This window comes from Brevibacillus sp. NRRL NRS-603, assembly GCF_003013445.1.
In the GTDB taxonomy this organism is placed as follows: domain Bacteria; phylum Bacillota; class Bacilli; order Brevibacillales; family Brevibacillaceae; genus Brevibacillus; species Brevibacillus formosus.
Window position 1 is genome coordinate 36,408 of sequence record NZ_PXZN01000012.1, and the last position, 14,714, is coordinate 51,121.

12 protein-coding genes are annotated in these 14,714 nt (G+C 49.2%); 11 read left to right on the forward strand and 1 reads right to left on the reverse strand.

What is annotated here, in order from left to right:
* Positions 1 to 24: 24 nt before the first annotated feature.
* The 10 genes from C7R94_RS07835 (at position 25) to C7R94_RS07880 (ending at position 12,762) form a co-directional block, all read left to right on the forward strand.
* Entirely contained in the window at positions 25 to 2,148 is a 2,124-nt protein-coding gene (locus C7R94_RS07835) for a methylmalonyl-CoA mutase family protein (RefSeq protein WP_106779692.1), read from the forward strand.
* Positions 2,148 to 4,319, forward strand: coding sequence for a methylmalonyl-CoA mutase (scpA, locus tag C7R94_RS07840; protein ID WP_106779695.1), 2,172 nt, complete (start codon positions 2,148 to 2,150; stop codon positions 4,317 to 4,319). The genes C7R94_RS07835 and scpA overlap by 1 nt, the downstream gene beginning before the upstream one ends.
* Positions 4,316 to 5,368, forward strand: coding sequence for a methylmalonyl Co-A mutase-associated GTPase MeaB (meaB, locus tag C7R94_RS07845; RefSeq protein WP_106779697.1), 1,053 nt, complete (start codon positions 4,316 to 4,318; stop codon positions 5,366 to 5,368). Before scpA ends, meaB begins: the two co-directional genes overlap by 4 nt.
* Positions 5,369 to 5,372: 4 nt before the next feature.
* Entirely contained in the window at positions 5,373 to 6,938 is a 1,566-nt protein-coding gene (locus C7R94_RS07850; protein ID WP_106779699.1) for an acyl-CoA carboxylase subunit beta, read from the forward strand.
* 20 nt (positions 6,939 to 6,958) lie between these two features.
* Positions 6,959 to 7,408 carry an acetyl-CoA carboxylase biotin carboxyl carrier protein gene (locus C7R94_RS07855; RefSeq protein WP_106779702.1) on the forward strand — a complete coding sequence of 150 codons (450 nt, stop codon included), beginning with the start codon at positions 6,959 to 6,961 and terminating at the stop codon, positions 7,406 to 7,408.
* Positions 7,409 to 7,422: 14 nt separating this feature from the next.
* The gene (gene accC / locus C7R94_RS07860; protein ID WP_106779705.1) at positions 7,423 to 8,769 is read left to right on the forward strand and encodes an acetyl-CoA carboxylase biotin carboxylase subunit; all 1,347 of its coding nucleotides are present in this window, start codon (positions 7,423 to 7,425) and stop codon (positions 8,767 to 8,769) included.
* A 126-nt stretch (positions 8,770 to 8,895) separates the two neighbouring features.
* Positions 8,896 to 9,768 (forward strand): helix-turn-helix domain-containing protein, encoded by an 873-nt coding sequence (locus C7R94_RS07865; RefSeq protein WP_158264658.1) that lies wholly within the window; start codon positions 8,896 to 8,898, stop codon positions 9,766 to 9,768.
* Positions 9,769 to 9,931: 163 nt separating this feature from the next.
* A complete protein-coding gene (locus C7R94_RS07870) occupies positions 9,932 to 10,339 on the forward strand; it encodes a nuclear transport factor 2 family protein (protein ID WP_106779709.1) in 408 nt (135 codons plus the stop codon).
* 69 nt (positions 10,340 to 10,408) lie between these two features.
* Positions 10,409 to 11,188, forward strand: a complete 780-nt coding sequence (locus C7R94_RS07875) for a TrmB family transcriptional regulator (RefSeq protein WP_106779712.1) — start codon at positions 10,409 to 10,411, stop codon at positions 11,186 to 11,188.
* A gap of 83 nt (positions 11,189 to 11,271) precedes the next feature.
* Positions 11,272 to 12,762: an MFS transporter gene (locus C7R94_RS07880; RefSeq protein ID WP_106779714.1), complete on the forward strand. Its 1,491-nt coding sequence runs from the start codon at positions 11,272 to 11,274 to the stop codon at positions 12,760 to 12,762.
* Positions 12,763 to 12,838: 76 nt separating this feature from the next.
* Here C7R94_RS07880 and C7R94_RS07885 read toward each other — a convergent pair whose 3' ends face one another.
* Positions 12,839 to 13,654, reverse strand: a complete 816-nt coding sequence (locus tag C7R94_RS07885; protein WP_106779716.1) for an alpha/beta fold hydrolase — start codon at positions 13,652 to 13,654, stop codon at positions 12,839 to 12,841.
* Positions 13,655 to 13,768: 114 nt separating this feature from the next.
* Between C7R94_RS07885 and C7R94_RS07890 the strand changes: the two genes are divergently transcribed.
* Positions 13,769 to 14,713, forward strand: coding sequence for a helix-turn-helix transcriptional regulator (locus tag C7R94_RS07890; RefSeq protein WP_106779718.1), 945 nt, complete (start codon positions 13,769 to 13,771; stop codon positions 14,711 to 14,713).
* Position 14,714: the final 1 nt, after the last annotated feature.

Genomic DNA, 14,714 nt, shown 5'->3' on the forward strand with positions numbered 1-14,714 from the left:
GCTTTTAAGGGGAGGACTGGAAGAGTGAGCAAACATACATGGTTCAAGGAATTCTCCGTTCCGACGTACGAGCAGTGGCGGGAAGCGGCAGAGAAATCGCTAAAGGGTGCATCTTTTGATGCCAAGCTCCTGACGCATTCGTACGAAGGGATTGTTCGCCAGCCAATATATAGATACGAAGATGTCAAAACATTGCCGCATCTGGAAGCGCTACCAGGAGAGGCACCTTTTCACAGAGGGAATCAGCAGCCTGGCGAGCATAAGGAACACAAATGGCATGTCTGTCAGGAGATCATCGCACCGAGTGCAGAGACTTTCAATCAGGCAGCCATAAACGATTTAGCTCGAGGACAAACCATGCTGCATCTGATGGTGGATCAAGCAACTTTGGCTGGGCTTGACCCTGACGAAGCTTTGCCAGAAACGATTGGTCACAAAGGCGTTTCTGTTTTTTGCCGAGAGGATATAGAGCAGGCATTTCAAGGGGTGAAGCTTTCCGAGGTCCCTCTTTACGTGAACACGGGAGCGCTGGGCTTGCCCATTCTTTCGCTCATTTTGGCAAATGTTGAAGCGACAGGCCAACAATTCTCCGAGCTTCGCGGATGCATCGGCCAAGACCCTGTAGCGGTTCTGCTCACAGAGGGCAAGCTCCCTTGTTCCTTGCAGGCAGCTTATAACGCTATGGCAAGCGGGGTGAAATGGGCAAAGGATCATGCACCTGCGCTGAAAACGATCCTGGTTCAAAGCAATCCTTATCAGGACGGCGGCGGAAACGCAGTTAACGAACTGGCTTTTTCACTGGCCACAGGGGTCGACTATTTGCAGGCGATGCTTGAGCGGGGGATTTCCATAGAGGATATCGCAGCACGGATGCAGTTCGCGTACTCGATTGGTTCAGACGTTTTCATGGAAATCGCGAAGTTGCGTGCGGCAAGAATGCTCTGGTCAAACATCGTGGCGGCCTACGGAGGATCAACGGAAGCTCAAAAGATGACGATTCACGCCAGAACTTCGGCCTGGACGAAGACGATTTACGATCCGTATGTCAACATGCTTCGTTCCACAACAGAAGCGTTCTCAGCAGTCATTGGCGGAGCAGACAGTCTGCATGTATCCGCGTTTGACGAAGCCATCCGCCCTGCCAATGAGTTTTCGAGAAGAATCGCCAGAAATACGCAAATCATTTTGCAAGAAGAAGCGCATTTGGCAAAAGTGATTGACCCTGCGGGAGGTTCTTGGTACGTAGAATGGCTAACAGATGCATTAGCGAAAAAAGCATGGGAGTTGTTCCAGCAGGTAGAAGCGCAGGGTGGCATGCTGAGCGCATTAGAGGCAGGCTTCCCACAAGGCTTGATCGCTAGAATCGCGGATCAAAAAGCGGCGAGCATTGATACCCGTAAAAAGCGTTTGGTTGGAACCAACATGTATGCCAATACGGCTGAGCTGCCACTAGAGGCCAAGAGCCTTCCGAGTATTCACGAAGAGCGAGCAGCGGAAGCACGATCCCATCGGCTAAAACAGAACGCGACTCTCGTCTCCGCAGCGCTCGACGAGTTGTCAAAACATACCGATGAGCTCGTGGAACGCGCAGTAAAAGCTGTGCTTCATGGTGCGACTGTGGGGGATATCGCCAAAGCCATGAGCCGTGAAGATTCCGTGCAGACAATCATCCAGCCACTCCGTATTCACCGGGCATCCGAACGCTTTGAAGCCCTTCGGATACAGGCAGATGATTTCTTGAAAGCTACAGGAAAAAGACCGACCGTGTTCTTAGCGACGATGGGGCCAGTGGCAAAGCATAAGGCCCGGGCAGACTTCGCAGAAGAGTTTTTTGCGGTTGGCGGCTTTGATGTTATACGCAAGCAAGCATTCTCTACAACTCAAGAGGCGGCTGAAGCCGCGGTGGCATCAGGTGCAATGATCACGGTCATTTGTTCGGACGATGCGAGTTATCCGGAGCAGGTGCCTCCATTGGCTCATGAAATCAAGCAACGTGTACCTCAAATGACGGTTCTGTTGGCTGGCTTGCCTGAGGCGGAGCAGTTGACTACTTACAAGGCGGCCGGTGTAGATGACTGTATCCACATGCGTTCCAATTGCTACGAGATGCTGCGAGAACTTCAGGAGCGGATAGGAGTGAGCTCATAATGAAGCGACCTGATTTTTCAAAAATGGCTTATCAGTCCAAACGAGATGTGTCTGATTTGTTCCCCCAATTGGGTGAGAACGAACAAGGAATGGAGCAAATGTGGCAGACGCTGGAGCAGATCCCTGTTAAACCTCTGTACACAATGGAAGATGTGGAGGGAATGGATCACCTCGGCTACATGCCTGGTTTGCCACCGTATACGCGTGGGCCGTATCCGACGATGTATGTTACTCAGCCATGGACGGTTCGCCAATATGCCGGATTTTCTACGGCGGAAGAGAGTAACGCTTTTTACCGACGGAATTTGGCTGCGGGACAAAAAGGGCTGTCGATTGCCTTCGACCTCGCGACGCATCGCGGCTATGACTCCGATCATCCCAGGGTAGTTGGTGATGTCGGGAAAGCAGGCGTGGCAGTTGATTCCATTCTCGATATGAAAATCTTGTTCGACGGCATCCCCCTCGATAAAATGTCCGTCTCCATGACGATGAACGGAGCGGTTTTGCCGATTATGGCGTTCTATATCGTGGCGGCTGAAGAGCAAGGGGTATCACAAGCGGAGCTAACCGGAACGATCCAAAATGACATTTTGAAGGAATACATGGTTCGGAATACTTACATTTATCCGCCAAAAGCGTCGATGAAGATCATTTCCGATATTTTTGCCTACACCTCCAAGCACATGCCCAAATTCAACAGCATCAGCATTTCTGGCTACCACCTGCAGGAAGCGGGTGCGACCGCGGATATTGAATTGGCTTACACGTTGGCAGATGGGTTGGAATACGTTCGCACTGGACTTGCAGCAGGTATTGACATCGATGCGTTTGCGCCACGGCTATCGTTTTTCTGGGCGATTGGCATGAACTACTTCATGGAAGTGGCGAAAATGCGTGCAGGTCGCTTGATTTGGGCCAATCTGATCAAGCAGTTCCATCCAAAAAACGAAAAGTCGATGGCACTGCGGACACACTCACAAACGTCTGGATGGAGCTTGACAGAGCAGGACCCGTATAACAACGTGGTGCGGACGTGCATCGAAGCCATGGCGGCTGCTCTGGGGCATACCCAATCTCTGCATACGAACGCACTGGATGAAGCGATTGCGTTGCCGACAGACTTTTCGGCTCGGATCGCGCGAAATACGCAGTTGTTTTTGCAGGACGAAACCGAGATAACCAAGGTCGTCGATCCGTGGGCTGGTTCTTATTACGTCGAGTCCTTGACGGCGCAGCTCGTGGAAAAAGCGTGGGCGCACATCGAAGAAATCGAAGCACTTGGCGGTATGGCGAAAGCAATTGAGACGGGATTGCCGAAAATGAAGATCGAGGAAGCGGCTGCACGCCGTCAGGCACATATAGATTCGGCGAAGGAAGCCATTATTGGCGTGAACAAATACCGTCTGGACAAGGAAGACCCGCTGGAAATTCTTGAAGTCGACAACACGGCGGTTCGGGAAGCGCAAATCAGGCGTTTGCAGGAGCTGCGCAGTAACCGGGATGAGGCGAGAGTGCAAGCAACACTTCAGGCCATTACGGAATGCGCGAAAACGGGCGAAGGCAATCTGTTGGAGCTGGCCATTGAAGCGGCGCGAGCAAGAGCTTCTTTAGGAGAAATATCGGATGCCTATGAAAAAGTCGTGGGGAGACACAAGGCGGTCATTCGCTCCATTAGCGGCGTCTACAGTTCCGAATACGCAGATGCCGATGAGGTCGTGGCAGTGCGCAAGATGGCAGACGAATTCGAGCAGTGGGAAGGCAGACGTCCCCGTATTATGATCGCGAAAATGGGTCAAGACGGACATGACAGGGGCGCGAAAGTGATTGCTACCGCTTTTGCCGATTTGGGCTTTGATGTTGACATCGGTCCGTTGTTCCAGACACCTGAGGAAACAGCAAAACAAGCAATTGAAAATGACGTGCACGTGATCGGCTTCAGCTCGCTTGCGGCAGGACATAAAACATTGCTGCCACAACTGGTGGAAGAGCTCAAGAAGCTGGGACGCGAGGATATTGTCGTCGTTATAGGTGGTGTTATACCAGCACAAGATTACGCCTTTTTGCGAGAGCATGGTGCCGCAGCTATCTTTGGGCCAGGAACAGTCATTCCTGTAGCAGCCCAGCACGTTCTGCAAGAGATCGTGTATCGCCTGGAGGCTGCTGGACAATGACCGGGGGCAAGGCTGACAAGAATTTCTTGAACGTTTCCTCCAAGGCACGTCTCCCACGCTTATCCGTGGATCAATACGTCGCAGGTGTACGAGAGAATAACCGAACGGTTTTGGCACAGGCAATCACGCTGGTCGAGAGTAATGCTCCTGCTCATATGGATATGGCCCAAGAGGTGATCAAGCAGCTGCTTCCTCATACAGGTCAATCCATCCGCATTGGGATATCCGGTGTGCCCGGTGCAGGCAAGAGCACGTTCATTGAAGCATTTGGCAGTATGCTTTGCGAAAAAGGTCATCGTGTCGCTGTTTTGGCCGTTGATCCGAGCAGTACGGTTACACGCGGGAGCATTCTCGGTGACAAGACACGAATGGAGCTCTTGTCACGCAATCCACAGGCGTTCATCCGACCGTCTGCCACGGGAGGCACGCTAGGCGGTGTCAATCGGAAGACACGAGAAACGATGCTGATCTGTGAGGCAGCAGGCTATGATGTCATTTTGGTTGAAACGGTCGGCGTCGGACAAAGCGAGACGACAGTCAGGTCCATGGTCGATTTCTTTTTACTCCTGATGCTGACAGGGGCGGGCGATGAGCTGCAAGGAATCAAAAAAGGCATCATGGAAATAGCAGATGCGCTTCTGATCAATAAGGCCGATGGGGAAAACCGCACGCGTGCCTTGATCGCCAAAGGGGAGTACAATCGCGTTCTGCATTACTTGCAGCCGGCAACCACTGGCTGGGAGACGAAAGCATACATGTGTTCCTCGCTAACAGGGGAAGGCATTGAAGATATTTGGGAGGTCATCGGTCAATTTCGTGAAACCACCATTCAAACGGGTGGCTTCGAGGCAAGGCGCAAAGCACAGCTACTCGATTGGATGCACAGTATGGCTCAGGACTACTTGCGCGCGACCTTTTTCGGCAACCAGCAAGTAGCCGAGGTGCTTCCTTCGATTGAAGGAGCGGTTGCGAGTGGCGAGATTTCACCGACCAGTGCTGTACAGCAATTAGTGGCGATCTATGAGAATGCGATCATGAAAAAGGAATAGAGAGATGGTGGCCGATATGAGCAACAATATGTACGAAAAAATTGATGAATTGATGGAACGCAAATATAAAATCCAGCTAGGCGGCGGAGATGCTCGCATCGATGCCCAGCATAACCGCGGCAAGTTGACTGCACGCGAGCGGATCGAGCTTCTGCTTGACCCAGACACCTTCATGGAGCTGAACCCGTTTGTTGAGCATCGTGCTACGCATTTTGGCCTCGACCAGATGGAGGCACCAGGCGAGGGCGTTGTGACTGGCTACGGTAAAATCAACGGTCGCCCTGTCTATTTGTTCGCGCAGGATTTCACGGTATTTGGCGGTGCTCTGGGTGAGATGCACGCGATGAAAATCGCCAAGGTAATGGACTTGGCAGCGAAAAACGGCGCTCCTTTTATCGGTCTGAACGACTCTGGCGGCGCACGCATTCAAGAAGGGGTAAGCTCGCTGGATGGCTACGGCACGATTTTTTACCGCAATGCCATTTACTCCGGTGTGATTCCGCAAATCTCTGTCATCCTTGGACCTTGTGCAGGAGGAGCGGTTTACTCTCCAGCAATTACGGATTTCGTGTTCATGGTAGAAAAGACGAGTCAAATGTTCATCACAGGTCCAAAAGTGATCGAAACCGTTACAGGTGAAAAAATATCCGCGGAGGATCTAGGCGGAGCCAAAGTCCATTCGACGGTAAGCGGCAATGCCCATTTTACGGGAGAAACCGAACAGGAAGTATTGGAAGGAGTACGCAGGCTGCTGAGCTTCCTGCCACAAAACAATCGCGATCGCGCACCTGTCGTAAAAGCAGAGGAGAATAATGGTTGGCAAGAGGAGCTTTTGGAGCTGGTACCCGCTGAAAGCACGAAAGTATACGATGTGCGCAAGGTCATCGAAAAAATCGTGGATCACGGTGATTTCATGGAAGTACAGCCAAACTTTGCCCGCAATATCGTTATCGGTCTGGCGCGTATCGATGGACACAGTGTCGGAATTATCGCCAACCAGCCGAAGGTCATGGCAGGCGGTCTGGACATTCATTCATCGGATAAGCTGGCACGGTTCATCCGTTTCTGCGACTGCTTCAACATTCCGCTGCTAACCTTTGAAGATGTCTCTGGCTTTTTCCCGGGAATCAATCAGGAGCACGGAGGGATTATCCGTCACGGGGCGAAAATCTTGTATGCATACTCAGAAGCAACGGTTCCCAAAATCACGGTGATTCTACGCAAAGCTTACGGAGGGGCTTATGTGGCACTGAACTCCAAATCCATTGGAGCAGATGTCGTGTATGCATGGCCGAATGCAGAGATTGCCGTCATGGGTCCCGAGGGAGCAGCCAACGTCATTTTTGCAAAGGAAATCGAACAAAGTGAGGACCCAGCCGCGACTCGCGCAGAGAAAATTGCCCTCTACCGTGAAAAGTTCGCAAATCCATATGTCGCGGCAAGTCTCGGGATGGTGGATGACGTCATCGATCCGCGCGAAACCCGTCAAAAGGTGGCGCAAGCGTTGGAAATGCTAAGAAACAAGCAGGAAGATCGCCCGTACAAAAAGCATGGGAATATCCCGCTTTAGAAAGGAGCTCTGATCGTGCTATGAAGCTGCATGAACTGCGTGAATTCATCAAGCTGGTCAATCAGTCTTCCATTGAGGAGCTGGAATGGGAGAAGGGCAAGACCCGAATCGTGATCAAGAAAAGCGTACCAGTAGAAGCCGTGGCTGTTAATGCGCCTGTACAGGTGGGCGAAGTGGAGCATGGTTATCAGGAGGCAGCCGCCACTGCTGAGTCCGTCGATGTTGCTGCTGAGGCACCTAAGGAAGTGACACAACAAGTCATGTCTTTAGGAGTAGGACTGTTCTATGCGGATGTGACAGTAGGGCAGACCGTTCAAGCAGGCGAAAAGGTTGGACGCTGCACGGCTGATGCTCTTCAGCTATCTACCGATATTACGACCCCCGTTAGCGGAATCATCACGGAAATTCTCGTCGTGGATGGTCAGTTTGTCGATTATGGAAAAGCTTTGATCGTTGTCAAAACTCAGTAGGAAGGAGAGCGCCTATGTTTACGAAAGTATTGATTGCCAATCGCGGCGAAATCGCTGTCCGCATTATCCGTGCTTGTCAGGAACTAGGGATACGTACAGTCGCTGTCTTTTCTGAGGCGGATCGGGAAGCGTTGCACGTAGAATTGGCGGATGAAGCGTATTGCATCGGACCTACGGCGTCCAAGGACAGTTATTTGAACATGGCACGGATTATGACGGTCGCACTTCACACGAAGACAGACGCTATCCACCCGGGCTATGGCTTCTTGGCGGAAAACGCTTCGTTTGCCCAGCTTTGCCAAGATTGCTCCATTACCTTTATCGGTCCAGATCCCGAAGCGATCACCAAAATGGGTGACAAAGCCGTAGCAAAAGCAACGATGAGTCAAGCGAATGTTCCATTAGTTCCAGGTACAGAAGGCTTGATTGAAGACATCGATGAGGCATTGCAGGTGGCGGAAAAAATCGGCTATCCTGTCATCGTAAAAGCAACGGCTGGCGGCGGCGGTAGAGGCATGCGTGTCGCTTTTGACGCCGATGAGTTGTCCAAGGCCATTCGGCAAGCCCAGAAAGAAGCGGAGACGGCATTCGGCAACGCCGGCGTGTACTTGGAAAAATACGTGGAAGAGCCGCGGCATGTGGAAATTCAAATCATGGGCGACAAGCACGGCAACGCTGTGTACTTGGGAGAGCGGGATTGCTCCATCCAACGTCGTCATCAAAAGCTGGTAGAGGAAGCGCCATCACCGGCGCTGGACCAAGCCCTGCGCGAGCAAATGGGGCAGGCTGCGGTGGCGGCTGCCAAAGCGGTTTCGTACCACGGAGCGGGTACCGTTGAATTTTTGCTCGACAAGCACGGCCAATTTTACTTCATGGAAATGAATACGCGGATTCAGGTAGAGCATCCCGTGACAGAGATGATCACAGGAATCGACTTGATTAAAGAACAAATATCTGTCGCAGCAGGCAATCCGTTATCCTTCTCACAAGAAGACGTGAAAATCAACGGATGGGCAATCGAGTGCCGGATCAATGCCGAGAATCCTGCGAAAAACTTTATGCCATCACCAGGGAAGGTCATCAATTACTTACCGCCTGGCGGTTACGGTGTGCGCGTGGACAGTGCGGTTTATCCCGGCTACGAAATCTCTCCCTTCTATGACTCAATGGTCGCCAAGCTGATCGTTTGGGGAACAGATCGCAACGAAGCCTTGGCGCGCATGAAGCGGGCGCTAGGTGAGTTTGTCATCGAAGGCGTGCATACGACGGTTCCCTTCCATGAGAAGCTGCTGGAGCACCCTGACTTTGTCGCAGGCAATTTCGCTACGAATTTTCTGGAGAAAAATACGCTGGATTTGTAACGAGCATGAAAGAACTGTAACAGAAATGGCTCTTTGTTACAGTTCTTTTTTCATTTACCCGAAATAGGCTGCAAACAACTGGAAATGAGTGACAGGAACAGTGAGGTCGGTCTCATGGAGAAAAAGATGGCAGATTTCAGCGCGAGTGATTACCAGCCTTTATTGTCCAGCGATTATCTGGGTTGGTCGGGTTTAAAGGTAACACAGTGGGAGCAGATTCCCCCCGCACGAATGTACGATGCCTCACAGCTATCCAATCACGTGATTGTCATCCATGGGACAGCAGAACCGCTGCTGCTGCAATTCTTTGACGGCAGGCACCCTCGCGAGAAGAAAGTCACAGCTGGAGAAGTACAGATTTTTCCTGCGGGTGAAAAATGGTCGTGTCAATGGACGCGCCCACTCTCCTTTGTCAAACTGGAGCTCGATCCTCTCTTTTTGGAGCAGGTGGCGGAGGAATCCGGTTTTTGGCATGCTGACAAAAAGAAACTGGATCTGGGCTTCCTCATTCGTGACGACAAACTCGTCGTACTCACCCAGTGGATGCTAGAAGAAGTTCAAAATGGCGGGCAGAGCGGAAAACTTTATAACCATTCACTCGCTAATATGGCAGCCGTTCACTTACTTCGCTACTATACCAGATACCGGCAAAGCCGTGCGGACACCTTCGCCATGAACAAACATGTTACAACCATGATTGACTACATGAAGACAAATGTGGAGGTGGGTATAACCCTCGTCGACCTTTCGCGGGTGAGCAATATCAGCTTGTCTCAATTGGTTCGCCTGTTTAAAAAGCATACAGGAGTGACGCCGCATCAATATCTGATTCAACTGCGGATTGAACGTGCTAAGCAGTTGATTCGCTGCGGGAATTTGAGTGGAAAGGAAATTGCCGTGCATGCCGGATTCTCTGATCAGGCTCACTTTACGAAGCTGTTTAAAAGAATGACGGGCATGTCACCGCTGCAATATGCGTCCCACAGTAGAAATGATTGAACCATGCATGACCCGAAAAACCAGTAGTTGAGTAAAAGGCTGCTGGTTTTTTAGTGAGCATTTTTGACCAATAGATGCGTATTTTGTTCAATATTTTCACGTGGGATCGGTCTTATACTGAGAATGCAAAATCACCAAAGATACAAGAAGGAGTGAAGAAGTCTTGAAGGGACAAGAGGTTGTTCGGCTTTTTTTTGAAAGAGAAGGAAGGCAGGATGTCTGGGGAATGGGAATGCTCATGGCAAACCATATCATCTATGAAATGCCGTATAGTCTTCAAGCAGATCGGGTGGAGGGGAAAGAAAAACTCATTCAATTACTGGACCAGTTTATTGGAAAGGGAAATGGTCTGTACTCGTTTTGGGAAATCTCCAACATTCGTATCTATGAGGTAAATGAAAGCTGTCAGGAGCTGTATTTTGTTGAAATGGACGGGAAGGCAACCGTCAAAGAGAGTGGATTGGCCTATTCCCAATCCTATGTGAGTATGTTACGAGTTTTCAATGGAGAGATAGTCTTGTGGAGGGAATATTTCAATCCGATTGAGCTGCAGAAGGTGCTGGATTCATAGGAGTGTTGACTTTATCTTGGAATGATAGTAGTATTCATTTATACTACTAAAAAGGAAGGAGGTAACATCTTGATTGATGAGCTCCGAAAAATCGGATTGTCAGACCTGGAAGCCAGATGTTATTTGGTGCTTCACGAGGAACCAAAAATTTCAGGATATGAAGTGGCCAAGAAAGTTTCCGTCTCTAGGACAAACGTATACGCTGCACTACGAGCGTTGACCGAAAAGGGCATGTGCCGCATGATCGAATCGGAGCCTGTTCTTTATGATGCGGTACCGATCGAGCAGCTGATCCGTTTGTTACAATCGGAATTTGATCAAACAACCCGTGTACTTCAAGAACAGTTGAAATCCACTCCCCGAACGTCTTCTTCCTTTTATAATTGGCAAGGTGACAAGGCGATTGAAACAGCCATTAAGCGTATCGTCTCAAATGCAAACAAAAGCATTGTTGTCGATATTTGGTCTGAAGATGTTCATTGGGTAGAGGAACCGCTGGTAGAAGCAGAAAAACAAGGGGTTGCTGTCACGCTAATATCCATTGGCGAATGCCATGCAAGGCTAAAAAATGTTGTCGTACATAAAAGGAGTGCGGAATGGAATCAAGTGCAATCCAGGAAGTTCTCTATTCTTTGCGATGCACATTCGGCATTGCTGGGCAGCTTTGGGCGCGGGATCAAGCCCACTATACTGGAGACCGACCACCCGTCACTTATTGAGTTGCTGCAAAATGCGTTCTACCATGACATCATCATGGGTCAGATCGAGAAGGATTTCGGCCAAGTGCTGGAAGAGAAATATGGGAGTGACTATGTAAGCATTATCGCCCCTTACAGGGAATACTTATAACGAGTATTTCCCCTTTTTTTGACTAACGCATAGTAGTATTCATCAATACTCCTTATAATCAATGGCAGGGAAGTGACTTTTGTATGAACTACACCCATTCAGAAACGACAAGGACGTTGGACACAAAACGATGGTGGGCACTGTTTGTTTTACTACTCGGAACGTTTATGGTTATCTTGGATTCTTTTATTGTGAATGTTGCCATTCCAACGATCCAGGAACAACTTCATGCAAGTACAACACAAATACAATTTATAGTGGCATCTTACGTACTGTCTTATGCTGTATTATTGATTGCCGGAGCTCGTTTAGGAGATTGGCAAGGAAGAAAAAGGATGTTCCTTGTAGGCATGGGGATATTTATTGCGGCCTCGGCGTTGTGTGGGTTTTCATTGAGCGCGGGGTTCCTCATTTTTTCACGCGTAATCCAAGGAATTGGGGCAGCGATACTGATTCCTCAGGTGCTGTCGATAATTCAAGTGATTTTTCCGCCTGAGGAGAGAGGAAAGGCTATAGGTTTTTATGGCGCTGTAAGCGGCCTAGGGTTAATTGCGGGACAGATCATTGGGGGTACGTTACTCCATTTCGATTTATGGGGGCTTGGATGGAGAGCCGTCTTTCTGATTAATCTCCCTATTGGAATTTTGGCAATGCTCATGATTATTCCGTTATTAAAAGAAACCCCATCGAATGGGAATCAGAAAATAGATGTGCGCGGCATTATCATTCTTACTTGCGGTTTGCTGTTGCTTGTTTATCCCTTGGTCGTCGGTAGAGAAGCGGGATGGCCTCTCTGGATCTATTTGAGCTTTGTGGGAGCGATAGCCTTATTTTTCCTATACCAATTCCATGAAAAACGGATGACGCTACGCGGGGATGAACCGTTAATACGTGTAAACATATTCAAGGAGCGCACTTTCACCCTTGGTGTGTTTACAATTTTGGCCTATCAAATTGGAAACAGTGGATTTTTTCTCGTTGTTTCAATGACGCTTCAGGACGCCCTATCCCTTTCGGCGATAGACTCAGCCATTGCTTTTATTCCCATTGGTTTCGCCTTTTTTATAGCCTCCCTGTTAGGCCCCAAGTGGGTTAAAACAAATACATCCGTGCTGAAATGGGGAGCAGTATTATTAATAGCCGGATATGCAGCTGTGATTGCAGTTTGTTCTTATTACGGGAACGATCTGCATTGGCAGCAGTTGATCATGCCGTTCTTCTTGATAGGTTTGGGACAAGGATTCGTTGGGGCACCACTGATGGGGACGATTATGTCGGGTGTACCGAAAGAGCATGTAGGTTCAGCCTCCGGTATTTTAAGCACCTTTATGCAGACAGCCAATGCACTTGGGATTGCAGCCATTGGAAGCGTATTTTTTGCTGTCCTGTCCCAGGCGGCTACATACACCGGTACATCAGCGCTTCAACTACAATGGCACTCTTTTATTGTAGCGTTAGCTTGCAGTGCCATTCTAGGGGCAGTGACATTTACTCTCATCCTATGTTTGCAAAAAAAGAAGTCAGTGGCTTCAAGTTCGAAGACGACTCTCGTTATCAACCAAAAAGAGAATTAAACACAGAAAGCTAGCATGTAAATGACAGCCAATCCAAAGAGGGTTGGCTGTTTATTATGGAGGAGCCTTAATTCTATTATTTCAACTCGTCAAGAAAGCTTCTTACAGCCTGATAGTATCCATCAGGGTCTGTAGAATGGATATCATGCCCGCACTCAGCAAAGCTTGCAAGCTTTGTGTTTGGCCTTTGGGTCACCATGCGCTCGGCTTGACTTTCATCCAGTACAAAGCTTTTTTTTCCATGAATCAGCAAGATTGGGCAAGAAGACGCTAGCCAATCGCTCCACCATTCACCGTCAATGTGTCGCTGAGAGATAGGCATGCCTTTTAAATCAGAACGGAATCCCCAGCCTTGTTCATCCTCAAACACGCTTTCCGAAAAATAATCGACCGCCCGAACGCCGACTTCTTCCAGTGATTTCCTTAGGTCGTGTAAAGAAGGGGAGCGATGTGGGAGTTTTTCTGCAAAGGATAGGTCGGCCTTAATTTCTACCCCGATATCTTCTACAATGACTGCGTCCACAAGCTCAGGATAACGGGCCACAAATTGATAAGCGTTGACGCCTCCTAAAGAATGGCCAACGATCGTAACAGGAGCTCCATCTAAAACGCTCTGAACAAAGGCGAGAATATCGTTGAGGTAGCCTTCACGTGAATAGTCCGTATCTGGGGCATGCTCACTCCAGCCGTGACCTCGTTGATCCAATCCAATCACGCGCCAATCTGTGAATCTGGAAGCAAACCCGGTAAAGGTCCGTGCATCATTCATATGACCATGCAACAGGAGCAAAACTCTTTGACTGTCCCCGCCGAAATCGAGGTAAGATAGCTTTACATTACCTGATTGGAAAAAATTTCTCGTTATTGTACCGGTTTCTTGTGGCTGAAGCATATAGCAATTCCTCCTTAGTGATCATCAGCATCATGTCCAACTCGACTTCTCCTTCACAATAACAGATAATAGTGACAGGAATTGTCATAATAAAAACATTTGGAGAGTTATGCCATGCCAAAATCAAAAAGACTGCTGGAAATGATGATGACTGTCAACCGGAAGCGCAGGTTTACAGTGAGTGAGCTTGCTAACGAATTTGGCGTTTCAGGGCGAACAATACTCCGCGACCTGCAAGAGCTGAGTGAGTTAGGGGTGCCTTTGTACTCTGAGGTCGGACCGCATGGCGGATATCATGTTTTGAAGGAAAGGATTTTGCCGCCTATTGCATTCTCAGAGGAGGAAGCGGTCGCAATCTTTTTCGCGATCCATGCTCTTCGACACCATACCTCTCTGCCATTTGAGACAGAATCCTCCTCAGCGCTGAACAAATTTTATCAGTTCATGCCGCCGGATATTCGCGATCGCATTGATCAGATGAAACGCCGTGTTGATTTCGTGACACCGAAGCGGCAAGCAAGCTCTCCGCATTTACCCACTCTGCTGGATGCCGCCATCCAACAAAAAGTGCTTTGCATCACTTATGAAACGCGCGGACAACAATCCACACGGGAGATACAGCCAATTGGAATTTATACAAAAAACGGTCTATGGTACAGTCCGGCATATTGTTATCAACAGAAAGATATTCGCGTGTTTCGCTGCGATCGTATCCATGACGTCGTACCATCGGCATTGACGCCGTTGGATCTTCGAGACATTCACTTGGAAAATAGACAGGTCAAAACCGTCGAGGATCAGGACACGGTCCACTTATTTGCAGAGCTGACGACTGAGGGTGTGCAGGCTTGTGAGGCTGAGCTTTGGCTTGCATCTATGCTGCATGTGCGGCAGGATGGAAGTGGTTGGTTGGAAGGAAATGTAGCGAGAAGTGACATCTTGTTTTTTGCAAAGTTTTTGATTGGGTTGGGGAAAGAAGTGAGTGTACAGCATTCACCGGAAATAATAGACGGAATAAAAGCGTATTTGGCAGAACTGATGAGCATTTATTCGCAATGAG